At 38.5% G+C, this 24,552-nt stretch carries 29 protein-coding genes and 1 tRNA gene; 15 read left to right on the top strand and 15 right to left on the bottom strand.

All coding sequences use genetic code 11. The annotated features are described in order from the left end of the window. Nucleotides 1–483 precede the first annotated feature (483 nt). Nucleotides 484–1,377 (top strand): N-acetylmuramoyl-L-alanine amidase, encoded by an 894-nt coding sequence (locus tag V3564_RS05080; RefSeq protein WP_455480510.1) that lies wholly within the window; start codon nucleotides 484–486, stop codon nucleotides 1,375–1,377. Nucleotides 1,378–2,251: 874 nt separating this feature from the next. Here the strand turns inward: V3564_RS05080 and V3564_RS05075 are convergent. After that, the gene (locus V3564_RS05075; protein WP_455480509.1) at nucleotides 2,252–3,454 is read right to left on the bottom strand and encodes a porin; all 1,203 of its coding nucleotides are present in this window, start codon (nucleotides 3,452–3,454) and stop codon (nucleotides 2,252–2,254) included. A gap of 309 nt (nucleotides 3,455–3,763) precedes the next feature. On the opposite strand from V3564_RS05075, the gene V3564_RS05070 reads away from it, so the two are divergent. Continuing rightward, nucleotides 3,764–3,854 (top strand) — tRNA-Ser (locus V3564_RS05070). Nucleotides 3,855–4,128: 274 nt separating this feature from the next. Here V3564_RS05070 and V3564_RS05065 read toward each other — a convergent pair. From V3564_RS05065 to V3564_RS05020, 10 genes are all read right to left on the bottom strand, one after another. Continuing rightward, on the bottom strand, nucleotides 4,129–5,370 hold the full coding sequence (locus tag V3564_RS05065) for an MFS transporter (protein ID WP_455480508.1): 1,242 nt from the start codon (nucleotides 5,368–5,370) through the stop codon (nucleotides 4,129–4,131). Nucleotides 5,371–5,634: 264 nt separating this feature from the next. After that, nucleotides 5,635–5,874, bottom strand: a complete 240-nt coding sequence (locus V3564_RS05060) for a hypothetical protein (RefSeq protein ID WP_455480507.1) — start codon at nucleotides 5,872–5,874, stop codon at nucleotides 5,635–5,637. Between the two features lie 1,319 nt (nucleotides 5,875–7,193). Further along, on the bottom strand, nucleotides 7,194–8,237 hold the full coding sequence (locus V3564_RS05055; protein WP_455480506.1) for a tyrosine-type recombinase/integrase: 1,044 nt from the start codon (nucleotides 8,235–8,237) through the stop codon (nucleotides 7,194–7,196). 7 nt (nucleotides 8,238–8,244) lie between these two features. Continuing rightward, nucleotides 8,245–8,463: a hypothetical protein gene (locus tag V3564_RS05050; protein ID WP_455480505.1), complete on the bottom strand. Its 219-nt coding sequence runs from the start codon at nucleotides 8,461–8,463 to the stop codon at nucleotides 8,245–8,247. Between the two features lie 114 nt (nucleotides 8,464–8,577). Then, nucleotides 8,578–9,201, bottom strand: coding sequence for a lambda exonuclease family protein (locus V3564_RS05045; RefSeq protein ID WP_455480504.1), 624 nt, complete (start codon nucleotides 9,199–9,201; stop codon nucleotides 8,578–8,580). Between the two features lies 1 nt (nucleotide 9,202). After that, nucleotides 9,203–10,030 (bottom strand): recombinase RecT, encoded by an 828-nt coding sequence (locus V3564_RS05040; RefSeq protein WP_455480503.1) that lies wholly within the window; start codon nucleotides 10,028–10,030, stop codon nucleotides 9,203–9,205. A gap of 145 nt (nucleotides 10,031–10,175) precedes the next feature. Then, nucleotides 10,176–10,952 carry a hypothetical protein gene (locus V3564_RS05035; RefSeq protein WP_455480502.1) on the bottom strand — a complete coding sequence of 259 codons (777 nt, stop codon included), beginning with the start codon at nucleotides 10,950–10,952 and terminating at the stop codon, nucleotides 10,176–10,178. A 17-nt stretch (nucleotides 10,953–10,969) separates the two neighbouring features. Further along, nucleotides 10,970–11,728 carry an antA/AntB antirepressor family protein gene (locus V3564_RS05030; RefSeq protein ID WP_455480501.1) on the bottom strand — a complete coding sequence of 253 codons (759 nt, stop codon included), beginning with the start codon at nucleotides 11,726–11,728 and terminating at the stop codon, nucleotides 10,970–10,972. Between the two features lie 95 nt (nucleotides 11,729–11,823). After that, complete coding sequence (locus V3564_RS05025) at nucleotides 11,824–12,204, bottom strand: hypothetical protein (RefSeq protein ID WP_455480500.1); 381 nt, start codon at nucleotides 12,202–12,204, stop codon at nucleotides 11,824–11,826. Between the two features lie 155 nt (nucleotides 12,205–12,359). Further along, on the bottom strand, nucleotides 12,360–12,977 hold the full coding sequence (locus V3564_RS05020) for a LexA family transcriptional regulator (protein WP_455480499.1): 618 nt from the start codon (nucleotides 12,975–12,977) through the stop codon (nucleotides 12,360–12,362). 110 nt (nucleotides 12,978–13,087) lie between these two features. On the opposite strand from V3564_RS05020, the gene V3564_RS05015 reads away from it, so the two are divergent. The 5 genes from V3564_RS05015 to V3564_RS04995 all read left to right on the top strand — a co-directional run bounded on the left by V3564_RS05015 (nucleotide 13,088) and on the right by V3564_RS04995 (nucleotide 15,968). Then, nucleotides 13,088–13,342, top strand: coding sequence for a helix-turn-helix transcriptional regulator (locus V3564_RS05015; RefSeq protein ID WP_455480498.1), 255 nt, complete (start codon nucleotides 13,088–13,090; stop codon nucleotides 13,340–13,342). A gap of 68 nt (nucleotides 13,343–13,410) precedes the next feature. Beyond that, nucleotides 13,411–13,890 carry a crossover junction endodeoxyribonuclease RuvC gene (locus V3564_RS05010; protein ID WP_455480497.1) on the top strand — a complete coding sequence of 160 codons (480 nt, stop codon included), beginning with the start codon at nucleotides 13,411–13,413 and terminating at the stop codon, nucleotides 13,888–13,890. Beyond that, on the top strand, nucleotides 13,880–15,025 hold the full coding sequence (locus V3564_RS05005; protein WP_455480496.1) for a hypothetical protein: 1,146 nt from the start codon (nucleotides 13,880–13,882) through the stop codon (nucleotides 15,023–15,025). Before V3564_RS05010 ends, V3564_RS05005 begins: the two co-directional genes overlap by 11 nt. Further along, nucleotides 14,982–15,470, top strand: coding sequence for a hypothetical protein (locus tag V3564_RS05000; RefSeq protein ID WP_455480495.1), 489 nt, complete (start codon nucleotides 14,982–14,984; stop codon nucleotides 15,468–15,470). Before V3564_RS05005 ends, V3564_RS05000 begins: the two co-directional genes overlap by 44 nt. 171 nt (nucleotides 15,471–15,641) lie before the next feature. Beyond that, nucleotides 15,642–15,968 carry a hypothetical protein gene (locus V3564_RS04995; protein WP_455480494.1) on the top strand — a complete coding sequence of 109 codons (327 nt, stop codon included), beginning with the start codon at nucleotides 15,642–15,644 and terminating at the stop codon, nucleotides 15,966–15,968. Nucleotides 15,969–16,040: 72 nt separating this feature from the next. Here the strand turns inward: V3564_RS04995 and V3564_RS04990 are convergent, their stop codons facing one another. Together V3564_RS04990 and V3564_RS04985 are read right to left on the bottom strand one after the other, a co-directional pair. Next, complete coding sequence (locus tag V3564_RS04990; protein ID WP_455480493.1) at nucleotides 16,041–16,331, bottom strand: HigA family addiction module antitoxin; 291 nt, start codon at nucleotides 16,329–16,331, stop codon at nucleotides 16,041–16,043. Between the two features lie 16 nt (nucleotides 16,332–16,347). Then, nucleotides 16,348–16,629: a type II toxin-antitoxin system RelE/ParE family toxin gene (locus V3564_RS04985; RefSeq protein ID WP_455480492.1), complete on the bottom strand. Its 282-nt coding sequence runs from the start codon at nucleotides 16,627–16,629 to the stop codon at nucleotides 16,348–16,350. Nucleotides 16,630–16,809: 180 nt separating this feature from the next. On the opposite strand from V3564_RS04985, the gene ssb reads away from it, so the two are divergent. The 4 genes from ssb to V3564_RS04965 are packed head-to-tail and all read left to right on the top strand — an operon-like array spanning nucleotide 16,810 to nucleotide 18,452. Continuing rightward, nucleotides 16,810–17,247, top strand: coding sequence for a single-stranded DNA-binding protein (gene ssb / locus V3564_RS04980; RefSeq protein ID WP_455480491.1), 438 nt, complete (start codon nucleotides 16,810–16,812; stop codon nucleotides 17,245–17,247). Nucleotides 17,248–17,257: 10 nt separating this feature from the next. Beyond that, nucleotides 17,258–17,809, top strand: a complete 552-nt coding sequence (locus V3564_RS04975; protein WP_455480490.1) for a hypothetical protein — start codon at nucleotides 17,258–17,260, stop codon at nucleotides 17,807–17,809. Between the two features lie 53 nt (nucleotides 17,810–17,862). Then, complete coding sequence (locus tag V3564_RS04970) at nucleotides 17,863–18,120, top strand: AbrB/MazE/SpoVT family DNA-binding domain-containing protein (RefSeq protein ID WP_455480489.1); 258 nt, start codon at nucleotides 17,863–17,865, stop codon at nucleotides 18,118–18,120. After that, on the top strand, nucleotides 18,120–18,452 hold the full coding sequence (locus tag V3564_RS04965; RefSeq protein WP_455480488.1) for a type II toxin-antitoxin system PemK/MazF family toxin: 333 nt from the start codon (nucleotides 18,120–18,122) through the stop codon (nucleotides 18,450–18,452). The genes V3564_RS04970 and V3564_RS04965 overlap by 1 nt, the downstream gene beginning before the upstream one ends. A gap of 32 nt (nucleotides 18,453–18,484) precedes the next feature. On the opposite strand, the gene V3564_RS04960 is transcribed toward V3564_RS04965, so the two are convergent. Together V3564_RS04960 and V3564_RS04955 are read right to left on the bottom strand one after the other, a co-directional pair. Beyond that, nucleotides 18,485–19,081 (bottom strand): hypothetical protein, encoded by a 597-nt coding sequence (locus tag V3564_RS04960; protein ID WP_455480487.1) that lies wholly within the window; start codon nucleotides 19,079–19,081, stop codon nucleotides 18,485–18,487. Between the two features lie 66 nt (nucleotides 19,082–19,147). After that, entirely contained in the window at nucleotides 19,148–19,633 is a 486-nt protein-coding gene (locus tag V3564_RS04955) for a hypothetical protein (protein ID WP_455480486.1), read from the bottom strand. A 308-nt stretch (nucleotides 19,634–19,941) separates the two neighbouring features. On the opposite strand from V3564_RS04955, the gene V3564_RS04950 reads away from it, so the two are divergent. From V3564_RS04950 to V3564_RS04935, 4 genes are read left to right on the top strand one after another with little or no spacing between them, the layout of a single operon-like run. Further along, nucleotides 19,942–20,259, top strand: a complete 318-nt coding sequence (locus V3564_RS04950; protein WP_455480485.1) for a hypothetical protein — start codon at nucleotides 19,942–19,944, stop codon at nucleotides 20,257–20,259. Continuing rightward, a complete protein-coding gene (locus V3564_RS04945) occupies nucleotides 20,240–21,565 on the top strand; it encodes a PBSX family phage terminase large subunit (protein ID WP_455480484.1) in 1,326 nt (441 codons plus the stop codon). The genes V3564_RS04950 and V3564_RS04945 overlap by 20 nt, the downstream gene beginning before the upstream one ends. Further along, nucleotides 21,550–23,571 carry a portal protein gene (locus V3564_RS04940; RefSeq protein WP_455480483.1) on the top strand — a complete coding sequence of 674 codons (2,022 nt, stop codon included), beginning with the start codon at nucleotides 21,550–21,552 and terminating at the stop codon, nucleotides 23,569–23,571. Before V3564_RS04945 ends, V3564_RS04940 begins: the two co-directional genes overlap by 16 nt. 22 nt (nucleotides 23,572–23,593) lie before the next feature. Next, nucleotides 23,594–24,490: a hypothetical protein gene (locus tag V3564_RS04935; protein ID WP_455480482.1), complete on the top strand. Its 897-nt coding sequence runs from the start codon at nucleotides 23,594–23,596 to the stop codon at nucleotides 24,488–24,490. Nucleotides 24,491–24,552: the final 62 nt, after the last annotated feature.

The following is a 24,552-nucleotide window of genomic DNA, read 5'->3' as shown; positions in this document are numbered from 1 at the left end:
CAATAAATTGCCACAAAGATTTTATAAACTGCTTCTTGTTGTTTTCATATGATCGCATGGAAGTTAGATGTCATATCTCGTGTGTAGTAGTGTTGGTCATGTGTTTTTGCTCAAACTTTAAGAGAAAGAACTGTTTTACGTACAAGATACGAAGAAATATTTGAACAGCGGTCTTGCTATACTTTGTGTCTGTTTTTTTATGGGCAATTCAGGCATTTGTTTGGGGAGATATGTGAGCTGTTGGTTTGTCGAATATTCTCAGAAACGCTTTTCTGGCTGCGTGTAGAGCGTTGAAGATATGTATTATTTTTGGTAAGAGCTTTGGTGTTTTTGATGGGGTAGTTGTAGGCATTATTCCTGGTCTTTAGATGGTGGAATGTGTTGCAAAAATTTTCAAAATTCGCTTCAGCACTAATTTTTGTGCTATCTGTTTTGATGAGATGTGCGATGGTGTTTGTGAACTAAAGAAAAGGAAGAATTTCGATGTATCAGATTGATTACAACAGTTATCGTTCTATCAAGAGTTTTAATCGTCGTGTTCGTTTCCTAGTAATGCATTATACTTCACTTGATTTTAAAGCGTCAGTTATGGCTCTGACAGGAGAAAATGTTAGCGCTCACTATCTTGTTCCTGATCCATCAGAGCAGACGTATATTGAGTCAGGATTTAAGGGGATGCGTATTTTTAATCTGGTTGATGAAAACGAGCGGGCATGGCATGCAGGTGTAAGTTCATGGGCTGGGCGCAGTAATCTCAATGATACATCGATTGGGATTGAAATAGTTAATTTAGCAACGAGCCACTCTAATTCTTCAGAGAAGACGTATGTTGATGAAGCATCTTTAAAGGATACGTGCATTTTAAATCCAGTTAATAAAGATGGGTATGAATTGCAGTCTGAGACAGTTAATTTAATTCCTCGTAACAATGAGAGCTTTACATTTCCCCCTTATAATCCGACGCAAATTGATGCAGTTAAGGAACTTGCATTGAATATTCTTCAACGGTATCCAGACATTATGCCAACCGATGTTGTCGGACACAGTGATATTGCTATTGGAAGGAAAAGTGATCCAGGGGCTGCCTTCCCGTGGAAACAACTTTATGCGGCAGGCATAGGGGCGTGGTATGATGATGAACTGAAGAGTCACTATCAGGAGCAGTTTTGCAAGAGTTTTCCATCCAAAGCGGATGTCTTAGCTAAGTTGAAGTGTTATGGATACGATATTTCGGTTGCATGTACTGAAATGGGGTATAAAGATTTGATTCGAGCATTTCAGCTTCATTTTCGTCAAAAAAATTATGATGGGATTTTGGATGTTGAAACAGCAGCGATTATCTATGCTTTGGTAGATAAGTATTTTCCGTCGAGTTAATTCAACTCAAATTTAATTTTAATACATGTAATTACTGAACTAGATGTTCTTTAAGGATGTTTTCTGCTTTTGGCCGATTGGGTTCGTAAAAGAAGCTCATTTATGTTGTAAAAATTACATGTAAAGACATTATGGGAAAAGAAAGAAGACACGTGACTTCCAGAGGTGAGCTTTGGGATTCCATTTCTTTATGTGTATGTAGAGCCCTCATTTAAAAAACACGTAAAATTAAGATGTTGTGTGTAATATAAAAAAAGCATAACGTTCGAGAATTGCATAAAAAAGAGGGAGGGAAGCAGATGATTTTCTCTCATAATCATTGGGTTAAAAAGAATGGATTGCAGTTTTGCACTTGTGGTGTGCAGGTATCATTCAACAATAATTGAAAGAAGAGAACAAGCAAGGCATGCACACTGTAAAGAATATAGGTGCGTTGTTTACAGAGCTTTGAGAAATGTACATCACTTTTTCTCTTGAGTAAATATTTTGAGTGTACCCACAAAACACTAAAGTTTTAAAGAACTCTATTAGCTAAATTAGCACTGTCATTTTTACTAAGGGTATTTCTGAAATTTATTATCTAACAATTTGAAGATATATTTATTATCTTTGATTGCTTTCGAGGATATTTGCATGATTTTTATAACAAAAATCAATATATGCAATTATTTTAATGGCATGTACATGTGCAAGAGTTATGAAGGCGATTATCAACACTCATCTTCTTCATTTTCTTAGAATATTTTTGCAAAGTAAGAAATTTTTATCAGAGACAGTAGAAGATCAATATCATGAGATATTGTTATGTTATTATAGACGATTTAAAAAACTAGCAACATATGTTGCTAGTTTTTTGAAGTGTAGTCCAAAAGGATTAGAATGAACGTTGGACGCGAATCATAGCTTGCAAAGCACTTTTTCCATGCAGAGCATGTGGTATATCATTGTTTAGACCCTTGAAAACGCGATTATCGTTCCAAGAAACATAAGTTAATTCAGGTGTAATTACAAAACCTGGAACCAGTGTGTATGCAACATTTATAGAAGTTGCAAAGGTTTTTACAGTACTATAAGAAACTTGAACGTTTAAATTTGCTTTTGGAGTAAATTTGTAAGTTGCTCCACCCCAAGCAGCCCATTTTCCTCCCCAATTTGCATAGATCGTTGTACTTTGTCGTGATAGCACATTGTCCTCATCCTTTGTGTAGTAATCAACACTATTTTTATAACCACCCATCATCCATAGATTGAAACGATCATTCAAATTGAAATCTACACGAACCTTACCAGCCCATTTTTTGTAGTAAGCATCATAAGCAGTAACTGTTGAAAAACCACCCCATTTTTGCATAAATTTTATACCAAAAACAAAATTTGGGGTGTAATTTTTTATTTTTTTACTTGGAAATTTATCGTCAGGAACGGCAACAATTGTATTATCGGGATCAATATAATAGTATGCGTCTCCGGTAGGTTTATCTGCATTGCCTAATTCAGCTCCAATAATGGCAGAAAAGCCAGTGTCACCACTAAAGGTATAAGAAATAAAGTTAGTGCGTGTAATACCTGCTGGCGCTATGCTGTCGTCGTTTATAACATTACCATAGTCACCAGTCCAACTGTTGAAAATTGTATCATCAAGACCTACACGAAAACCACCAAGTTCGATGTAAGCGGCTCCAAGTCTTGCAGAAGCTTTGTCAGCACCATTGCCCCAGCTCGAGTAGATTCGTGCATAGGAACGAAGTGTTCCTAATTCTGTTTCAGAAGCAGTCTGAAAAACGAGGCTTAATCGTGACGATGCGCCATAGGTTTTCCTTTTGTTAGCTAACTCGGCATCAGTTGTTGCATCAATGTTATCTCCCCCTAGAAGATCAGCGCGAACATTTCCTGACAAACGCATGCAGGTCTCTGTTCCAGGGATATAGAAATATCCTTTTCCGTATGCATCACAAACGCGAATATACCCTGCAGGCTTTTCTTCAGCAATCGATGTTGAAGTTGCTTGTGCTTCAGGAATTGCTAAAAAAACTGCTGCAGAGCTTAAAGAGCTTAAAAAGAGGATCTTAGTATTCATAGTGAATCTCCAATGAAAGGTAATTTAAACTTCGTTAGAGGGTATTATCTGCTCAATTCATTAGAGGTAGAGCAAAATACGTGACATTTAATAATTCTAGCCATACTGATTTTTTTTCTAATATACAAATATGAGATTATCTCTTTGAAGGATATTCATGCAATATTCAAGGCAATATGGTAAAAAAAAGAAAAATTCGTATTGTTATTAACGTATTATTGAATCAATAAGAAAGAAAAACTTCAGATATTTTTGAAAAAAATCGAAAATGTCTTGAACTTTCTATTGATACCATTTATGCACTTCCTTGGAGAGGTGGCCGAGTGGTCGAAGGCGCTCCCCTGCTAAGGGAGTAGGGCTCAAAAGGCTCTCGAGAGTTCGAATCTCTTCCTCTCCGCCATTCCCAATAAAATCAGTGCGTTATAAATAAGATCAAAGATTTTGAGTGCGTTGATTCGCTTAATTTATTTTTTGCCTGCCCCGAATCTTTTTATTGCTTCGAGAGCGTATCTCTTACGGTTTGTAGTTTTTTGTGTATAGTAAAGACAATAATAACCTTCTTATTGATGTATTTAATCTGTTTTTCATCATGATACGTCGTATTTTGAAACGTCGATGTATCGATAGTTCAAAGAAGTGTAGGGCGTATTTCAAGAGAAATTATTTGGGAACGGTCATTGTTGTATGTTTTTTTCTAATATAGAGTTACGAAAGTGCGTCATCCACCTCATGATAATCCAGCCACACATAAAAAAAGTCACGGTTGGTAATATAAGATAATAAGACGGTGGGACTGTTGCAGGAAGAAAAGAGATAACACTTAACACCAATACTGAACATATTCTTCCGCAGAAAGAGGTGGCGCCGATAATGCCGGAAATATGTTGGCTTTGTTTTTGGTTTAGCTCTAAAAAAAACAGGCTCTTTGCACCTATCGGTACGATACAAATAAATCCATGGATTAACGAGAACGCGATGACTGATGCGGCAATTTGATTATCATGAACTAAGAGATAAAGTGCTATGCACATGATGGCAGAAAAGAACGAAGAACATTTTATAGAGTTCTTATATTTTTTATCAAGAACATGATATTTAGACATCAATAAATTTGAAAAATATTGCGCTGAGAAGGCTCCTATATGACAGCACATCAGTACTAGCATCTGCGTGCTGTTGAGATGATCAATTTTGCCACCCGAGAGTATTATCGGTTGCCAAAAATGATAGATAATCTGAATGCCGGCACTGAAAAGGCACATAAGAAAAATAAACCATGCTCCTCCTACGGTGTTTTGAAAGATCCAAAGCGTTTCTTTAGTATTTTGCAGAATAGTTTTCGTTTTATTCTTTTCAATCATTGGTTTTGTTTCTTCAGGAACAGTGAGAAATATCAAAAAAATGATGCCCATAAACAGGCATGAAATGATATATCCTGTGAAATATTCTCCGGAATAGTATATCGTTCCAATTCCTACAATACCGCTGATAATGCTACCGAAGCAGTTTATCTGGTGATAAAGATGTGCATAATGCGAAAAGTGATCCTGTTTATTGCTCAGAGAATGGTAAATCCATCCGTCAATGGCGCTGGCAATGAGGCAGATCCCGGCTGCATAGAGGATTTGTGCAATGATAAGTAACGTCATATTGGGGACTTGAAGACATAGGAGATAAAACACTCCCGTCATAAAGACTCCAGCTATGACGGAGTATTTACGCCGATATCTGTCAGATAGAACAGCGCAGGGGAAGTCAAGAAGAATGATGGTAACGGAAAAGGCAACCTGAAGCAGAGCCAATTGTGCCAGACTAACACCCATAGACATTAAAAAAATCGCATGGTAGGAACCAATTAGCATTCGTACTGCGTTGTAGGATCCATAGGTTACAGCGAGCGTTCGAGGTCTGTTCATTGTTGCATTTCCTAGACTTTATAGCGAGGATTCTTTTTTAGATAATGCTCTTCTACAAAGAGCTGGCTGCTCCATATCCTCCATACGGCGATCAGTGAAAAGCAGATTGCCATAACCACTCAAAAATTTAAGAGCATCATTGGTGCAGATGGAATCTAAAAGAGCTTTAACGGGAGGAAATGTTGCGACTTTGAAGTTATTCTTGGTAGCAGCATACAGCATAGACTTTGTAGATTAAGCGGTCGTTTGTTTTGGGGAAACTTCCTATGGATGGTTGCATGAATAGCAACCGGTTTTTCCAGGTATGTAAAAGGGTTCAAATACAGCTATGTCATTGACATAGACAGAATTTGTATAGGCTTGTTTATTTTTTATACACCATTCATTTATCCATGGTACTAGCCGATCAGGTGCATCAGCAGAAATGATCCATAAATCAGCTTTGGACAATTTATTGATATCCTCTTTCACAGTGATCGACATTTGTAATTTACTAATCTCCATCTGGCTGTTTCTCCGTATCAGTTTATGTCGTAGTTGTTTTGGGAAGCTCTATATCTCGTTCAGTAAAAAGATTTTTTTTGGTAAGATTGGTTATCTCGATCAGATCATTTGTATAGAGAAAAATACCAAATTTTTTTTAAATTTTTCTCTTATTGATGAAAAACTGCTTTGAGTTCGCACCAAAAATTGCATCTTCTTCATGCATAAGGACACGTATGTGTATTTTCCAAAAACATATTGCTGTTCCATCGTTTTCTCTACACTTACTCATCAAATCAACTGTTCCCTGAAAAACAACTCCAAGGAGAAAAATCTTCTTATCAGTTAAAACATATATGATCCGTGATATCCCCCTTAACTTCTATGTCTTCATTATTAGCCATTCATTATGGTAGAGTGGGGACTACATAAAAATGTCATTATTGTAAATACACTTTTATGATGTAGAGTGAATGTTTCTATAAAAATATTCACGAGGACGATTTAGAAAAAGGAAGATATTTTACGTTAAGGTTTATTTTTGTGTTTGAAAAATAAGTGAAGTTTGTTTTTGGTAGGTTTCTCTTCTGTGGCGCTTAGTTAGTGAATTCTAATAAAATTCAAGTGATGTGCTACAGAATATTTACTTTACCGTTTCATGTTGCTCTAACATGGGAGATGACATCGGTTTTCTTCCTAATTGAAATATTAGATATCACTTTGTTTAAGTTATTCCTATTCTTTAACTTGATGGAATTACTTTTTGCATTCCGAAAAATAAATAGAGGAGTATAAAAGTAAATTTTGTCATTGATCTTTATTTGCATTTGTGCGGTTATCGAATGCAGTGTGTTCAAGTACATCTTTTTCTGGAATGAATTTTGAATAGCAGTTTTTTATGGTTTAGGATGTAAGTCTACCGATTAAACAATGACTTTTAAAAAGTTAAGTTGCTGTTTATGATTTTGTTAAAATAGTATACTTTTTCAAAGAGATCCAAGAAAAGTTTTTTTTGAGTCTCAATGATTATGATGAATAAGAGAGATTTTTAAAGGTTTTGATTATTTGAAAATGCAAACACTTTGAACATCTGAAGTGACTGAAAACACCCCCAAAAGAAATTCTGATTCAGAGTAGGCTATAAAGATACGTTTAAAGATCCTATTTCCTAACTTTTATTTGCGCACTTTGAGCTTTTATATATAAAAAACCAATCATTTATTCACAGCTTAGATGCATATGGTGCCCAAAAGAGGGGCGATATTTTATAATAAATTCAATATGTTAACTCAATATTGGGGAGTTTTGCGATTATTGATTCTATTGAATTTTTTAGAGTTCTATCCCTCATGTTTTTGTAGCTTTTTTATCGCTTCGAGAGAAAGTCTTCTGCGGTCAGCGCTTTTGGTGTAAAGAGATGCCATTTTATCTTCTGTCCAGCCAAAAAGCGCTTTCATTTGAGAAACTGTGGCGCCTGAATTAGCAGCACGTGTTGCTGCTAATTTTCTCAATCCATGTGCTGACTTTTTTATTCCTGCTGCGTTACACGCTTCACGAAATAGATTGCCAAAACTTTCTTTAACAAGTTTATTTCCGCTTTTCCCACAAATGAATGTTTCATCACCGGCAGGACCAATTTTAAGGGTTTCTGCGAGTTCAGGCAAAATGGGAAGAAAAACATCTGTTTTAAATTGGCTCTTTTCTGTCTTTAGATGAATGATGTTATCTTTTACGTTTTTCCAGCCAATACGTACTGCATCACCACGTCGCAAGCCCGTATATAAAAGAACATCAATCAAGACGCGCTCATGAGTGCCACTAGGCCATTGTTGATAATATTGCTCTATGTCTTCTTCTGTCCAAGCGGGAAACCCATCCTTGTTTTTCAAAGGAGGTCTCTTTACCCCAAAGGCTGGATTATTTTCTAAAAGTCCTTGATCGATTGCCCATTTAAAAAGACCATTGAGTGCTTTCAGAAAATTTTGGGCGGTTGTTGGTGTTTCCTTGCGTCGTTCAACTCCTGCTGTAATATGTGCTTTTTTGATTTCTCTGTATGGAAGGTTTCCTATGGCATCGCACACTTTCATAAGAATGAGTTCTCTTTGTCTTTTCGTAGCTTTAGCTAGGCTGTGCCAATTGACGCTGTTAAAATATTGTTTGAGAAGCCATGCAAAGGAACCTTCAATAAGTTTTCCTGGTTTAGGTTTAGGAGGGACTATGCCTTGTAATTCGGCAAGTGCGCTTTTATAGTTGTCAACAAATTCTTGCGTTCCATAGATTCCGTGGATTCTAATTCGTTGCCCATGACCGATACGTACATACCATACAATTTTGCCATGTTGGGTAACTTGTTTAACAAGATGAGGAGGACGTGGTTTTGGCATAGCAGCTTCACATCTTAGAGAGCAAAGCTTCGTAATATTCATTCTTTGGCAAATCTAATAATTTGTCTGGATGAGTAGCAGTTTTAGGTACTCCGATTCCCGTATTAAGGTAGATTAGCAATTCACCAGTGGGCTTAATTTCTATTAGTTTGCAGCCTTGTTTTTTAGCTTCTCTTAGGGCACGAGCAATGGCTGGCTGTGTTATGGTGGGAGGGCGATGTGCCATATCTTTTCTCCTAATTTTAGATGCATTTTATCTGTGGCGTGAATCACGCATTTAATAAAAAGTTGTTATGAAAGAGGGCGGGGGTGCCGAGGAGGAGAAAGCACCCCCATAGCGTTAAGCGGCTTTTATTGAGATTTGTTCCATGTCTTGTTCTATCTCTTCTAAAAACGCTTCAACAGCTTTGTTGATGTGTTCAATCTGTTCTTCATCACGGCGAATGCGTCGTATTTTGAGACGTAAATGTGATGATTGGTCGGTAAAGCGTGGATCGTAGCTCACAAAGTCACACCATTCGCGCCTTGTACAAGCCATTTGGAATTGCATTTGTGCGACATATTCAGGCTTGATCTGGTTATCAATAAAGAAGCGTATATGGGTTGTTGATTTGGGGCATTTGACTTCGATTAATCCATGCTCTCCAATGAGTCCATCAGGGCTTGCACCTGCCATTTCAATTGTTGGATGAGGCACAAAACCGCATCTTGTTACATTGGCATCATAAATGAAGCTATATTCTTCGATGGCATCATTCTCATGCTCAATGCCCCATCGCATGTCCTCAGTTTCATAATGTGGGCTTATTTCTCTTGTTAAGCGTTCTGTAATGAGTTTGATTTTGTATTCGTCATATTTGCTTGTAGGCAGTCCTTTGGCTGTTCTATTAATGACACTGTAAACGTTTGAGGCACTGACTTTTCCCAACCGCGCTTGAAACCATTCTGCTGTTCTTTGTTTCATATTACACTGCCGTTGATTGTTCTTGTTGTGTTGGTGCATATTCGATATCTTGGATATGAATATATTCAGCATCCTGTATAGGAGCGTCTTGTTGTTCTTGAGATGGTAAGGACTGTTGTGCTTCAGTCATTTGTAAGCGTTGTTTTTTCTTTAAACCATTCAAGACGGTTTGAGCTTTTTCATAAGACAGATCGCTAAGCCTTTCGACTTTTGCAAAAGAAAGCACATTTGCTTCTTGAGTTTGTGTTTGATCCATTAATTCTTGGATTTGTGTAAGAAGTTCATTTGAAATAAGCTGGTTGTGTGCATTATTGTTTGTGCCGTTAATACGTGCTGCTTCGTCTTCTTCATAAATGCCCGAAAACCCAAAAGCATAACGTGCGCATTGTATGGTCGCTTTATGGCGCAACATGCGAGCAGGGTATTTTTGCCAAGTGTCTGTTTTTTGTTTGCATTCTGACAAATATTCGGTGACCTCTATAGGGTCTTGAATGTTTTTTAAACGTATTGCACATTTGATAGCAACCAAATTGCCATTGTTATCGAGTTGATCTTGGAAGGTCATGCCGTCAAAGTTTGGATTCGCTTTAATGATCTTAATCCACCCATCAATAGACACAACAGGTATAATGCCTCCACCTCTTTTGGGCAGTGCGTAGATTTCTTTTGTTAGCGGATTAAGAGCGTAACTATTTGCAACAGAGATAAAGGCAGCAAACTCTTCGTCAGAGAAGTTATAATTGATGCAAGTTTTGATAATAGTTTTTCGGAACTCATCATAGGAGAAGCCATATTTTTGCGCCATGGCAGTTAATGGAGAATTGGTCATTTAAGATCCTTCATTTGAGCGCAATTCATTCGTGGCGTGAATCACGCTTTTGTTAAAAATGGTTGTTTATGCTGTTAGAATTTTGTCTTTTAAGACTGTCTCACTTATCAGTGAGTTTGTTTTTTAAATTAGAAATTTCTTATCTTCAGACGATTTCATTCTCAGAGATTTTTGCATCGTCACAAACTTCGGCATTGCTACTAACTTTGGCATTGCCATAAACTTCGGCATAGCCATAAACTTTGGCATAGTCATAAACTTCGACATTGTCATAAACTTTGGCACGGCCATAAACTTTGGCACCGCCATAAACTTCGGCACGGCCATAAACTTCGGCATTGCCACAAACTTTGGCACTGCCAAAAACTTCGGCATCGCCATAAACTTCGGCACCGTCATAAACTTTGGCACCGCCATAAACTTCGGCATTGCCATAAACTTCGGCACTGCCATAAACTTCGGCATCGTTATAAACTCTGGCACTGTCACAAACTACAGCACTGTCACAAACTACGGCACGGCCATAAACTTTGGCATAGTCATAAACTTCGACATTGTCATAAACTTTGGCATCGCCATAAACTTCGGCATAGTCATAAACTCTGGCACTGCCATAAACTTCGGCATAGCCATAAACTTCGGCATTGCCATAAACTTCGGCATCGTCATAAACTTCGGCACCGCCACTAACTTTGGCACGGCCATAAACTTTGGCATCGTCATAAACTTTGGCATTGCCATAAACTACGGCATTGCCATAAATCCAACAATTTTTATCATGCGATAGGTTTTTTTCACACTCTATAAACCCACCTAAATCACCTGCTTTTACATCTCCAAAGTCTCTAACAGCCTTAATGCGGTGCAGTTCAAGCCCATTGGATTCGATTTTTTCATCGGCAAGTTCGTATTTCTTTTCCATAATTTTGCTTCCTTATCTTAATGTATGCTTTGTTTTTGTAATTTTTGAGAAAGAATGCTGATGCCTTTTGTTGTGATTTTGGTTGAAGGCAAAACTTTTTCTGTGCCATCGGGTCTTTGAATTATAATGGTTGGACAATCCATCAGACCTCTCTTGATTTTATCCTGATAAGGCAACAATGGAGACCCCGGAGCACGCCGGTAAACCCAATCATTTCCACGTAAGTAATCAATGAGATCCTTTGGTCTTACTTCCAATACCTTTGCAGCTTCTGTAAGACCAAACAAACCATCAGAGCGGGTTAAGCTTTCGAATGCCGTTGCTTTTGGTTTGAGTTCAGCGATGGTCGTGTCTTTCTGTTCTATCTGTCCTTGTAGATGTTTCAAAAAACCAATCATTGCTTTAGGACTCGAGTAATCGATCTGAGGTGCTGCTACTTGTTTTGCACGCCGTTCACACTCTATAAAATATTGTCGTGCTTGTTTGCCTTTTTCATTCCGCTCCACCATGGCAAGTTCTTTTGCCATGTCGAGTGTGAGGTGATAATCTATTGCAATAACAGCTCTAGATTTTGTGCTCGCCAGATTTGGCGACCGCAAATTTTGTGTTTTTATAAAGTCTTGGTTTTCTATAAAGCTGTATTTATTGATACGATCTTTGATCCAATTTGAAAAATCTTTTCCTATTTTCAAAAACGCGTGTAATTCACGCGCGTTTACCGTTTGAACAGTTTCATTATCAACAGTGTTTTTTGTGATGGTTATAAGATTATGCATTATAAATTCCAGTATTCATTGTGCTGAATAGCAAGAAGCTCTTCATTGTGGGTTTTGTATTTATTGAATTGGAAGGAGCGCTTTCTAGAATGCTATTAGATTACGTCAGAAAGGCGTAGACGGTGCTGTTGTTCGTAGGTACCGTATAGTATATCTTCATATTCTTTCTTAGCGACTTCATCTAACAAATCATGATATGCATCGCTGTTTAGAATAAAGTCGTGAGATATTTCATTTTCAAAGCACATATTTTCATGGTTTTTAATATGGAATTCTGCAATCTCTTCTGAGATATCTTCACAACGGTTTGTTGTTGGTTCAATGCGGAAAATTTGAACAGCGTTATCAACGTTATTGATAAAGTCGATAATGTCGTTTTCTTCGTAGAATGGTCCTGATTGAGCCATACTGTCTAGCTCATTACGACCCATCACTAGCAGAATTTCATTTGAATTTATAAAAAGTGGCTTTTTCATAATTGCTCCCCTCTAAACGCCTCTTGGCAATTCTTTGTGCGTGGTTTATACAATTACTTATATAACTATAATTATAAAATAGCAAGCAAAAAGTTATAAAAAGTTATATTTTTTATAAAAATCGTTATAATATTTTGCTGAATAAGAGGGGGTAGTTAGCGATAAGTCCGAATCATCTTTCTGTAAGAACTTATTGGTAAAATAGCAAATATCTCTCCAACCCACACAATTTTAACATTCTTAATGGGTAAGGCATTCCAAGAAAGCAGATCTATTTCACCATTCATGCCTCTGCTAATTTGCTTTATATATCTTTTATTATCATGTGTTAAAATAACGGCTTCTTTGCCAAAGAAGGATTCTATCGTTTTGATTTGGCGCCGTCTTACAATAACCATATCTCCATCTTTATAAGCCGGAAGCATAGAATCTCCTTTAACTTCAAAAGCAACCATATCATCAGGCAAAGCAAAAGGAATTTCTACTTGTTCAAGACCACCTTCTGGGATTTGTTCAAAGCTTGGATCTATCTGTGTTCCTGCTCCGATATAACCCATAAGGGGAACAAAGGTTGTTAAGTGGTTATCCCCTTTTAGTTCTTTATATAATTCTAAAATGGCATCTCGGTTAGAGCCGCGGGGATCAGAATCTTTTAACCACTTAGACACTGAAGCTTGTGTTACATTTAGCCGTTTGGCCACATCTTCTTGTGTTAAGTTAAATTCGGTCAAAATCTTTTTTAATGTGCTTATGATATTAGATTTATTACTCATACTTCTGCTTACCTTATTTTTTTGTCGTTGATAAAGATAAATTTCCTTGACTTTATATAACTATAATTATATGAATAAATTAAGATAAAGCTGTAATTGGAGCTTTTATAATGATTCAACGAGAAGATTTTAAGAATTTGACTAAGTCAATACGGGTCAAATTTAATTGGACACAATCAGAAATGGCAAAAATGCTTGGTGTAACTCAAGCCGCTGTTTGCAAGTGGGAAAAAAGAGGATCTATCTCCTTAATAAATTATCTAAAACTGCAACAGTTGAAGGATAGTTCAAACTCAACATCATCCTTTGTCAATGATTTCGATTTGAGTGCAAACTGCGGCGTTTCACAAGAGCACAATTTTTAACGATTTAATGATCCCACGCTCTAATTATGGCGTGCAAATAAATAAGCACCAGCCTTAAGGGGGGGATTATGAGCTTTAATTCACAAACCATTTTTTGCCTTGATTTAGGTACCAAGACAGGCTGGGCGATCTGTGGCTCTGATGGTCATATCATAAGTGGAACAGCCAATTTTCAACCACGTCGTTTTGAGGGCGGGGGAATGCGTTATTTGCGGTTTAAGCAATGGCTTTCGGAAATAAAGAGATCCGTTGATGCAATTGATGCGGTGTATTTTGAAGAGGTGCGTCGTCATGTGGGCACCGATGCTGCTCATATTTATGGCGGTTTGTTAGCAACTTTAACAGCTTGGTGTGAACACCACCAGATTCCTTATGAAGGCATTCCCGTTGGTACGATTAAGAAGACGCTGACAGGTAAGGGGAATGCCTCGAAAGAAGAAATGATAAAGGCGGTGTGTGCAAAAGGGCATGCACCACAAGATGATAATAAAGCAGACGCTTTAGCAATTTTATATTTAAAGAAAGAAGGGGGCATACATGTCCAGTAAATTACCGTGGACGAGGCTATTTGCAGATAAGTGGGCGATAGTTGTCGATTATTTACCTCCCGTAGAAGGTAATATCTATATGAGATTGCGTTTTCGCATGCTTCGTACTGGTGAACCTCTTTTTTGTAACATTAAAGTTTTATCTCATTACACTGGTTATTCATTAAAGAAATTTGAGGCTGCACTGAATGTTTTGCTAGAAGAGGGATACATCGTTCGATTAGCAGATGGTCGTTTATGGAGTTTAGATGTTGAAGAAGAACTAAAAGAGTTCAGTGAAAAAAAGGAGCACATATCACAAGTCCGCAGCAAAGCTGGTAAAAAAGGTGGGCAAGCAAAAACGCATATAAAACAATCAATTACTAATTTTTCTGAAGCAAACGATGATTTTGTTGAAGCAAATGCTAAGCAAAATGTTTTTTTTGCTAAAGCAAATAATGATTTTGCTGAAACAAATGATGCTGAACAAAAAGAAAAGAAAATACCCCCCCACACCCCCCTAAAAGAAAATAAAAATATAAATAAAAACAAAAAAACTAACACTATCGTGTTATCAAAAAAAGAAAAAGAAATTGGTTCTGAGAATTCAGAAACTATCGATTTGGTTGACGAGCTAACAGAGGTTGATGTTCTCGAGAGGCAACCAGAGCAAATCGCGGTGGTAGCAGAAACACAGCCATCCCTTCATGAGCCAGAGAACATTCCAAAAAAAGCAGAACGGTCTAAAGCCAAGCGAGGTTGTCGCTTGCCAGAGGATTTTGAACCTGATTACGCTTTCGCAATTGCAGAGGGCTTGTCTCCAGAGTGCGTAAAAGTTGAGATTGCAAAATTCCGAGATTATTGGCGCTCAAAATCCGGAGCAAATGCAACTAAAACGGATTGGCCAGCAACATGGCGTAACTGGATTAGGAATTCAAAAAGTTACGGAAATAGCAAGATAGGCGGTAATTATGGAAATAACTCTCAAAGACAAAAAAGCATTGGCGAGCGCATCGCAGACTGCGTCCTTGATATCGGGAATCGAGGTTACTTTGAAGCAAATTCACGAAATGATAGCTCCGGGATTTCCCTTGATTTTGAAAATTGGCAGTGTGTTAACGAAACAGCAAGAAACGACGGCATTAGAAGCTTCTGATCGGCTTCAAGAGTTGTTTGCAGTGAAAGCTGGAAAAGAGGATATAGCAAAAGCCATTCGCATGTTGTCATGTGGTTTGAGAATATCGCAACATTCAGACCATGAAGGTATGGCGCTTACGTATGGAATGGTTCTCGAGAATGTTTCGGCATGGTCACTCATGCAAATGGTTAAACGGATTTTATGTGATGAGATAGAAGGTTTATCCGATACGTTTTTCCCGAGTACTCGTGAGCTTGTGAGATTGTGTCGTAATTTGGAAAGCAGTCTTTTGACAAGAGCAAGTATTGTTCGCAAAGCTGTTTTGAATACTCGTGAAAAAACAATGAAAGCAAAGGGAGAGAGAAAACCTTTGCAACCACTTACGCTTATTCAGAAGCAAGAGCTTGAAGAGGTTTTTAATGGCATTGGAGGAGTAATGAAGGATCTTAAGTCAGCAAACTAGTGAGAAGTGGTGATTGTTTTGTGTTTAGATATGCTTTTAAATCGACAAAATGGCACCGTGGAGCGCAATCTATAATTTTTTTGATGAAACCCCAACATGAAATACATAAATCGCGCTGTACGATCAAATTTAAGGCAAATAAATCCATGCGATCAAATTAAGGATTAATCAATGCAAATTTTAAAACATCTGGTCTTAAAAAAACGTAAACAGTCACTGCAAAAAAGGTTTGTGGCAACAGCTGTTGGTCATGCTCCATGGGGTCTTGGCTGTGCTGAATATTTTTATAATCTGTATGAGCATGAAGATGGCACCAGAGAGTATGAGGAGTTTGATGGAGGTCAATACCATGATATGCCTAGTAATGCAGATTTCAGTACTAAAGCACAAGTGAAAGCATGGGTTTATGGAGGTAAAGTTCCCAGCACAGTGCTGAATCTTGAACCTCTTATAGACGAGATCAACAAAGGTATCAAAAAATTATCGGAAGCTGCTTAAATGCTTACATTATTTGGGAAAACTTTACGCAAACTTCGCATTGATCACGCAGAACACCTTTACGAAAAGTATTCAAAATTCTGCTCGCTCTAAAAGTGCAATCTGTGGAATTGGATTATTGTATCGCGCTTGCCATAGGTCATGTTTTTGTTGCAATTTAAGCCAAAATTCCGCGTCATTTAATCCTGCTTTCTCTAATCGCAAAGCTAGGTTAATACTGATTGCTGCATGACAGTTTAAAACGCGCGATAGAGTTAAACGTGCAATGCCCAGATGGTTTGCAGCTTCTGTCACTGTTAACCCTAGCGCATCCAGCAATTCTTCTCTCAAAATGTTGCCAGGGTGTGGGGGATTGTACATCATAATAAACACCTCAAAATTAATGGTAATCTTGGTAATCAACAAGTTCAACATCAGTTCCAATGAAACGAAAAGTAACGCGCCAATTGGCATTTACACGCATTGACCAATAGCCTTTTAAATCACCGGTAAGCTCATGCAAACGATATGATTTAATCGTCATTTGTTCAGGTGCAGATATCGTATCTAAAATTACCAAAATATTTGCTAGTTTTTTAGCATGGGAAGATTGTATTCCTTTGTGAGATCCTTTTTCAAAGAATAATTTTAGCCCTTTATGCTTAAAACTAATGATTGCCATATATCCACCTCGTGATACTTGATACGATACACTTTGCATTTATGTCAATCAATCATTTGTAAATTAGCACGGCAAAACATAATGTAATATGTTAATATATTATTATATCTATTTGAAAAACAAAGCAATTAATGCTACAATATCCGTTGTTTAAAATGCAAATCTTATGGATATACAAATATGCTCAATAAAGTGACACTCATTGGTTATCTTGGTGCTGATCCCGAAAGCAAAACGATGGCTTCTGGTGCTGAGGCTGTAAATTTTAGCATGGCCACTTCTTATAGCTACACCGACAAAGGGACCAATCAAAAAGTAGAAAAAACCGAATGGCATTCCGTGGTAGTTTTTAATCCACACCTTACAAAAATCGCCCTTCAATATCTCAAAAAAGGGAGCAAAGTGTATATCGAGGGGCGCTTACAAACGCGTAAATGGCAAGATAACAAAGGGATTGAACGTTACACTACAGAGGTTATCTTACCACAGTTTAAAGGTGAGCTGTATTTGCTTGATACAAAAAAAGATCAGTCTCCCTCTGTCACTGCTCAAAGTTATGCTGTTGCTTCAGGCGCTGCTGATTATACAACACCTGTTAATGATGATATTCCGTTTTGATTGAACAAGTATGGCCAAAAAGAAAAAACATGCAAAACGTGGACGACCACGGATTAAGGGACGTATGAGAGAACCAAATGGTCGTATTTCACGTGCGAAAACGCCCCGTGAACCAGTTCATAAATTAACCATTGAAATGCGTGCTAAGCACTTTGGTTTGAGTGTGGAAGAGGCAAAAAATCCCCTTTCTGGTACATATATCGGGCGGCTTTGTTTGCAGGGTGAGCTTAGTCAAGATCAGTATGATGCTGCGCAACAGTATCTACAAATTAGAAACGATTATTTATGTGCGAAAGGTTTTCCTGGAGCGATTTATGATGAAACACCATCATCTTCGGATGATGAGGCGAGAGAAAAATGGGTAAAAATGGCAACACACCAATTCTTGGCCATGCAAGAGATTGTTCAAGAAGTACAACACTTGTATCACCAATATAATTTTTATGCAGCGATACAATATCTTGTTATAGAAGATAAAGTGTTGTCATATCTTGTGAATTCATTGCGGATTGTTCTTGATGCTCTCCATAAATATTTTTTACAAAAGCAAAAAAGTTATTGAATAGTAGGCTTTAGAATATTATATTTTTATATAATATTTGGAGAGAACGTTTTATGCATACAACAAAATTACGTAAAGTTGGAGGGTCAGTTATGCTCTCTATACCACCTGCATTGCTTGATGTTCTTCACCTTACTGAAAATGCGCAAGTCGGTTTGGCAGTTGACAATGGACGATTGGTTGTAAAGCCACAGCTATCTCCTAGTTATACTCTTGAAGAGTTATTAGCCCAATGTAATCTTTCAGATGACTTTGTGGATGAAGATGCGGAATGGTTCGATGTTAAGCCTATTGGCAGAGAGCTCTTGTAATGAAGCGGGGTGAAATTTGGTTAGTATCCCTTGATCCAACTTCTGGCTATGAGCAAAAAGGGATGCGTCCAGTGTTGATTGTATCCCCAGAGGCATTTAATCGTGTAACGAAAACACCCGTTGTTTTGCCCATTACAAATGGAGGAAATTTTGCAAGAACAGCAGGCTTTACTGTCTCATTAATGGGAGTGGGATTGCGTACAACAGGCGTGATACGCTGTGACCAACCACGTGCTCTCGATATAGGAGCGCGTCAGGGCAAGAAACTGGAAACAGTTCCCCCCATGATTATGAACGAAGTACTTGCCAGATTGTCAACATTCCTTACGTAATTTTTTACGATTTTATTAAAATGATATAAGCTCTAACTTGGACTCATTATATTGTATATCGTTTCTAAATTTCTGCAAAACTGAGGTATTTGTTTAATATTTTTAGCATAATTAGCGTTTATATGACTAACGTTTACACTAGACACTAAATCAATAAGTTGCGTTTTAGGACTAATGCCATTTTCGCTTTTAAGAAACTTTTTTGCGTAACTAATCATTGAATCTGTAGAGTTCATGGATACATTGTATGCCCAAATAAAACTCTTTTCATCCCAACCGTATTCGTGGCGTAAGTTAGCTATTGTATCCGGCAGCATTGCCCATGACATCTCTTCATTATAATCACCTCGCAAAAAATTCACAAAACGTCCACATAAAACAACAAGTATGTGGCGATGCATTATGACGTCAAATTTTGGAGCCATATTTTGATAACCATAACTATGCATGTAGAGTCTTGCTTTTTCTTGCTTTTCGAAATGTTCAAAGCCTTCGTATTTTTTACTTGCATATTCTTCGTAAAGCTTATTGTATTGATCTAAATCGTCTACACGAGTGCATCCAAATAACATCAGTACAGAAAAAAAAGTTATAAATATCATGGCACGAATTATGAATGATGATTTCATTATCTTAATCTTTTATATATTCATCTAAAATACGATCAATAAAATGCTTAATAAATATTTTGATTGTTAGACAATTTTCCAAATAAATTTGATCAACGCTATCAACGCTATAAGACCAATTAATATCGATGCTATAGCCGCTACGATCGGTATAATTTCATCTAAATTTTCTATTATAGCAATAATTATAGCAATAAAAATTAACAATCCTAAAAGTGTTATTCCTATTATGGGATAAAATACAAAAACTGCCGCTATAGCTGCCCATAACACTGTTTTGCATTGGAGGAACAAGAGCGCATTAAATGTGCTGCCAATATTTTCAGCTTTTAGGCTTAGATCTTCTCGGTCTACACATCCTCTTAGTATACAAATATACGATAAAAATGCTACAAACATTGGTGCAAATAATTTATCTTGTTGTTGGTCATTTAATCCGAAGGGATTAAAACCCAATATCACCAAGCCAATTATAGCAGAGAGTGGTAAAAACAAAATTAGTGTAAATATCTTTTTAATTCTGCATAAAGCTGCTTTTTCGAAAAATAACATTGAAAATTCCCCCGCCTTATTTGTTAGTTGTTAGCCATGTAATTGATTCGTTTAGAGGATACAACTGTGAATTGCTTGGTTCTAAAAATACTAAATTTAGGCAAGAAAATAAAAAAATACACAATATCGTGATTTTTTATGTTGACAATGTGTGAGAAATCGTATTTAATGACGTTGCTGCACTAGTATTATTGTATCTAGAATTATAGTGAAGTTATAACCTCTCTTATTAATTGATATAATTATTTATTGTTAAAGCCCTGCGTTTGCGGGGTTTTTTGTTATCCTTTTCATAAAAGGAAATATCTATGAAAACGGCTGCTGAAAAACCTGCAAAAAGAAAGCCACCCAAGGCAGGTCAAGGGCGGGTAAAAGGTGTTCCGAATAAGACAACGCGTATTCTTAAAGAAGCGGTGATTAAAGCTGCTGAGAGAGCGGGGGAGAGATATGGCGATGATGGTTTGATCTCTTACCTCGAAAAGCAAGCACTCAAATGTCCAGCTGCTTATCTGTCATTGTTAGGGAAGATTTTGCCTCTTCAAGTGACAGGAGAAGATGGTGGGGCGATAAAGATGATAGGGCGTGTGGAAATCGCTCCTTTAATAGATGATAACCAGACAGATTAAGATTGTACCAAAGCTTATCCCTATTTTTACAGGTAAGGCGGCGGTGCGTGCAGCTTGGGGGGGGAGAGGATCTGGCAAGACAAGATCATTTTCCCTGATGGCGGCGTTAAAAGGCTATCAGTTTGGTGTGGGAGGGATATCAGGAACCATACTTTGTGCTCGTCAATTTCAGAATTCGCTTGCCGAGAGTTCTTTGGAAGAAATTAAACGCGCCATTGAAGCTCATGACTTTTTAAAGGACTATTACAAGGTTGGGGAGTCTTCGATTAAGTCGCTTGATGGTCGTATAGCTTTTCAATTTTCAGGACTTGATCGCAATATAGCAAGTATCAAATCGATGGGGCGCATTTTGCTCTGTTGGGTGGATGAGGCAGAACCTGTCACAGAAACGGCTTGGCAAACTCTTATTCCAACATTGCGTGAAGAAGGGGAAGGATGGCGCGCAGAGTTATGGGTGACATGGAACCCGCTCCGTGAGAATGCTCCTGTTGAGAAGCGGTTTCGTTTTTCAGACAATGAGGCAATTAAGCGTGTTGAGATAAATTGGTCAGACAATCCAAAGTTTCCAAAGATTTTGAATGAAGCACGTCTTGATGATCTGAAAAACCGTCCTGAGACTTACAAACATATTTGGGAAGGGGATTACCTTAAGGCTGTTCAAGGTGCTTATTTTCAGAAGGAAATGTTGGCCGTTGAGGAAGAGGGGCGAATAGGGCGTGTTTCTCGAGATCCTCTCATGCAAATACGTGCCTTTTGGGACATTGGTGGAACGGGGGCTAAAGCCGATTCAACAGCGATATGGATTGCACAGTTTATTGGCAAGGAAGTGAGAGTGCTTGATTATTACGAAGCACAGGGACAGCCTCTCTCAGAGCATATAGGGTGGTTACGTCAGAATGGCTATGAGAAAGCATTGATGATTTTGCCACATGATGGAGCGACCAAAGATCGCGTGCACGATGTGAGTTTTGAAAGCGCTTTGAATGGTGCTGGCTTTGAAACGCAAGTTGTTCCTAATCAGGGGGCTGGTGCGGTCAAGATGCGTATTGAGGCGGTACGGCGTATTTTGCCATCTGTTTGGTTTCATGAAGAAACGACAGTTGCCGGTCGTAAGGCACTGAATTGGTATCACGAAAAGTGGGATGAAAAACGCGGCATTGGTTTGGGTGCAGAACATGATTGGTCGAGTCATGGTGCTGATGCTTTTGGGCTGATGTGCATTGCCTATGAAGCGCCACGCGTTAAGCCTAAGAAAGAGTACTATCGTACCACAGAAAGAGAAGCGGCATCATGGATGGCATTTTAAGTCATGACTCTAAGAAAGTGACAAACTTCAATGATTATGAGCTCTATAAACGCTTAAAGTCTTGGTATTCAGAAGACATCGAGCACGTCAATGAGTGGCGTGAGCAAGCGCGTGAAGACTTTGATTTTTATAATGGCCGTCAGTGGGCAGAAGAAGATCTTGCAGTTTTAAAAACACAACGCCGCCCTGTGATGACGTTTAACCGCATTGCTCCACTTGTAAATGCAATTGTTGGTGCGGAACGCAATAACAAACGTGAAGTGCAGTTTCAACCACGGCAAGTGGGAGCAGCAATATCCAATGAACTGCTGACTGGAGCAGCAGAATGGTTTCGCGATGAGGCAGAGGCAGAATATGCTGATTCTGATGCTTTTCAAGATATGGTCATTTGTGGCATGGGCTGGACAGATACGCGTTTGGATTATGAAACAAATCCCGAAGGGAAACCCACCATTAGGCGTTTAGACCCGTTGAAAATGGTATGGGATGTTAACGCTATAAGACCAAATCTCGTCGATGCACAACGTTTGTGGTATGTGGATCGCAAGCCTGTTGAGGATGCACAAAACCTTTTCCCTGATGTGGCTTTTGAAGATCTTAACGCTGATTGGGCTACGGATAGTACAACGTCTTGTGAGGATTATCATGTATCGCTTGATGTATATAATGATAATTCCAATTCTCCATCAGAGCCGTTTTCTAGAAAACAGTATGTCACACTCGTTGAATGCCGCTGGTTTGAGTACGAAACTTATTACAAGGCGACTGATCTTCAAACAGGTCAGATGCGCAATTATAGCAAACAAGAGTTTGAACAGCTTCAAATGATAATGCCACAGCTAAAAGGTGTGCGTTTTAATAAAAAAGTAGTTAAACGCGCCTTTTTGGGACGGCGCCTTTTAGCAAAACCTGATAGGCCATTAGCGCCGGATGGGCAGCTTGGGTGGGAATGTATTACGGGTACGCTGGATAAGCTTAAGAACCAGTTTTACGGTATTGTTCGGCCAGCTAAAGATCCTCAAAAATGGTCGAATAAATATTTTAGCCAAGTGATGTATATTCTGAACAGTCAAGCGAAAGGTGGCTTGATGGCGGAACGCGATGCCTTTGATGATGAGCGACAGGCGCTAGAAAGTTGGGCACGAACGGATACGATTACATGGTTAGAAAAGGGGGCTCTTACCAATGGGAGAGTTCAATCAAAGCCAAGTGCACAATTTCCCAATGGTTTCTTTCAGCTGTTCAATGAATCCCGGGAAGCGATAACGCATGTAACAGGATTATCTGCTGAATTTATAGGGACACGGGAGGTCAACCAAGCGAATGTGCTGGAAAATACGCGCCGGCAATCGACACTTAATTTACTTGCTGGCTTGTTTGATAATCTCAAGCTTTATCGATGTAGGCAAGGAAAAATTATTCTTTATCTCATCCAAAATTATCTTTCTGATGGTCGTTTGGTGCGCATTTCTGGACCAGAAAATGCTCAATATGTGCCATTAACGCGTGAATCTGTGACGACTCTTGAATATGACATTATTGTTGATGATTCACCGACAAGCCCGAATGAAAAGGAAAGGACTTTTGCGGCAGTTACTCAAATGTTGCCGTTGCTTGGTGGTTTCATAACACATGACATGATTCCAGATATTCTTAAGCTTTCGCCACTACCAGCAACGCTTGTGGCAAGTTTAACTGCAAAGGCACAGCAGGCACAGGCACAACAGCAGCAACAACAGATGATGCAACAAAGCCAAGGGCCACAATTAACCCCAGAACAACAAGCAAAGATCGCTGCCCTACAACAAGAAACACAAGCGAAGAGCGCACTTTATCAACTTGATGCGCAACAAAAACAGACAGCATTGCAGCAAAAAAATATTGAACTTTTCTTGAAGCAAGAACAAGCGCGGATGCAGCTTGAACTGCAAAGAGCAAAAAATGAAATAGCGCAGCGCGACCTAGAGCATAAAGCCTTACAAGCACAGCTGGGACAAAAAGAGTGATAACTTATTAAAGGGATAGAATATGGAAGAAGAGTTTACCCCCGAGGAACAAGCAATCTATGATGAACAATTCGCGGACGATCATCCTATTGAGCTTGTTGAGCCTGAGCAAGTTACGGAAGTCTTTGAAGAAGAGGAAAACTCTGAACAGCTCCCTCCAGAACCGCATCAGCAGCAAGCAAATTATGATTCAATAGAGCAAGAACGGCAAGCACGCCAAAAAGCAGAGCAAAACGCTAGTGAAGCACGTGAACTTGCAATCGAGCTTGCACAAAAATATGCGGCAATACAGGAAGAGGTGGCGCGACACTATAATGAAAATGTTCCCGCACTAGAAGATGATCCAAAAGCACATATTTTATGGCTCAGTCATAAGGTACAAGAGCAACAGAAGTTGCTTAATGAATTTTCTCATATGAGAGAACAACAGGAGCAATTGAGGCAAGAAGAATATGATCGGCAACAATTAGGGAATTATTTTGAGGCAGCAAAAGCGGAAATACAAGATAAGTACCCAGATTTAGATAGTATTACAGATTATCTTTATGAAATAGCAGACAATTCACTACAAGCGCAAACTAGTCTCTATCCGCAATGGAAAGACCCCGTGGTCAGGCAACAACAAATTGGTGCTGAATTACGTCAAATATGCCAGCAGTGTCAAAAAGCCGGGATAAATCCAATCGAGGTGCTTGTGCAAAAAGCGAAAGCTTTTGGGTATAACGGGGTGCAGAATAAAGATAAAGTTGAAGTTCTTCAAGAGCGGAGTCAAGCAGCTCGTACACTAGCAGCGCGTGGTGGGCAAGTTCCAACAGGTGGTGTTGATGTGAAGACGCTCTTTTCTATGCCAGAGGCTGAATTTGCAGCATGGGTTGAGAAAAATCCCGGAAAATTTGAACAAATTATGAGCAGAGCGTGAAGATATGCGCGATGGCGCGACAGAGATAACTCAAGTGATTGTTATCACTTGGTTATGCCGTA

This window comes from Bartonella sp. B12(2025) (assembly GCF_053795135.1).
Note: the sequence above shows the minus strand (reverse complement) of the source record. Positions and strands in the feature narration are given on the sequence as shown.

Excerpts from the sequence above, each read along its gene's own strand:
- V3564_RS05080 (WP_455480510.1), top strand. The coding sequence starts at position 484 with ATGTATCAGATTGATTACAACAGTTATCGTTCTATCAAGAGTTTTAAT.
- V3564_RS05075 (WP_455480509.1), bottom strand. The coding sequence starts at position 3,454 with ATGAATACTAAGATCCTCTTTTTAAGCTCTTTAAGCTCTGCAGCAGTT.
- V3564_RS05065 (WP_455480508.1), bottom strand. The coding sequence starts at position 5,370 with ATGAACAGACCTCGAACGCTCGCTGTAACCTATGGATCCTACAACGCA.
- V3564_RS05060 (WP_455480507.1), bottom strand. The coding sequence starts at position 5,874 with ATGGAGATTAGTAAATTACAAATGTCGATCACTGTGAAAGAGGATATC.
- V3564_RS05055 (WP_455480506.1), bottom strand. The coding sequence starts at position 8,237 with ATGCCAAAACCACGTCCTCCTCATCTTGTTAAACAAGTTACCCAACAT.
- V3564_RS05050 (WP_455480505.1), bottom strand. The coding sequence starts at position 8,463 with ATGGCACATCGCCCTCCCACCATAACACAGCCAGCCATTGCTCGTGCC.
- V3564_RS05045 (WP_455480504.1), bottom strand. The coding sequence starts at position 9,201 with ATGAAACAAAGAACAGCAGAATGGTTTCAAGCGCGGTTGGGAAAAGTC.
- V3564_RS05040 (WP_455480503.1), bottom strand. The coding sequence starts at position 10,030 with ATGACCAATTCTCCATTAACTGCCATGGCGCAAAAATATGGCTTCTCC.
- V3564_RS05035 (WP_455480502.1), bottom strand. The coding sequence starts at position 10,952 with ATGGAAAAGAAATACGAACTTGCCGATGAAAAAATCGAATCCAATGGG.
- V3564_RS05030 (WP_455480501.1), bottom strand. The coding sequence starts at position 11,728 with ATGCATAATCTTATAACCATCACAAAAAACACTGTTGATAATGAAACT.
- V3564_RS05025 (WP_455480500.1), bottom strand. The coding sequence starts at position 12,204 with ATGAAAAAGCCACTTTTTATAAATTCAAATGAAATTCTGCTAGTGATG.
- V3564_RS05020 (WP_455480499.1), bottom strand. The coding sequence starts at position 12,977 with ATGAGTAATAAATCTAATATCATAAGCACATTAAAAAAGATTTTGACC.
- V3564_RS05015 (WP_455480498.1), top strand. The coding sequence starts at position 13,088 with ATGATTCAACGAGAAGATTTTAAGAATTTGACTAAGTCAATACGGGTC.
- V3564_RS05010 (WP_455480497.1), top strand. The coding sequence starts at position 13,411 with ATGAGCTTTAATTCACAAACCATTTTTTGCCTTGATTTAGGTACCAAG.
- V3564_RS05005 (WP_455480496.1), top strand. The coding sequence starts at position 13,880 with ATGTCCAGTAAATTACCGTGGACGAGGCTATTTGCAGATAAGTGGGCG.
- V3564_RS04995 (WP_455480494.1), top strand. The coding sequence starts at position 15,642 with ATGCAAATTTTAAAACATCTGGTCTTAAAAAAACGTAAACAGTCACTG.
- V3564_RS04990 (WP_455480493.1), bottom strand. The coding sequence starts at position 16,331 with ATGATGTACAATCCCCCACACCCTGGCAACATTTTGAGAGAAGAATTG.
- V3564_RS04985 (WP_455480492.1), bottom strand. The coding sequence starts at position 16,629 with ATGGCAATCATTAGTTTTAAGCATAAAGGGCTAAAATTATTCTTTGAA.
- ssb (WP_455480491.1), top strand. The coding sequence starts at position 16,810 with ATGCTCAATAAAGTGACACTCATTGGTTATCTTGGTGCTGATCCCGAA.
- V3564_RS04975 (WP_455480490.1), top strand. The coding sequence starts at position 17,258 with ATGGCCAAAAAGAAAAAACATGCAAAACGTGGACGACCACGGATTAAG.
- V3564_RS04970 (WP_455480489.1), top strand. The coding sequence starts at position 17,863 with ATGCATACAACAAAATTACGTAAAGTTGGAGGGTCAGTTATGCTCTCT.
- V3564_RS04965 (WP_455480488.1), top strand. The coding sequence starts at position 18,120 with ATGAAGCGGGGTGAAATTTGGTTAGTATCCCTTGATCCAACTTCTGGC.
- V3564_RS04960 (WP_455480487.1), bottom strand. The coding sequence starts at position 19,081 with ATGAAATCATCATTCATAATTCGTGCCATGATATTTATAACTTTTTTT.
- V3564_RS04955 (WP_455480486.1), bottom strand. The coding sequence starts at position 19,633 with ATGTTATTTTTCGAAAAAGCAGCTTTATGCAGAATTAAAAAGATATTT.
- V3564_RS04950 (WP_455480485.1), top strand. The coding sequence starts at position 19,942 with ATGAAAACGGCTGCTGAAAAACCTGCAAAAAGAAAGCCACCCAAGGCA.
- V3564_RS04945 (WP_455480484.1), top strand. The coding sequence starts at position 20,240 with ATGATAACCAGACAGATTAAGATTGTACCAAAGCTTATCCCTATTTTT.
- V3564_RS04940 (WP_455480483.1), top strand. The coding sequence starts at position 21,550 with ATGGATGGCATTTTAAGTCATGACTCTAAGAAAGTGACAAACTTCAAT.
- V3564_RS04935 (WP_455480482.1), top strand. The coding sequence starts at position 23,594 with ATGGAAGAAGAGTTTACCCCCGAGGAACAAGCAATCTATGATGAACAA.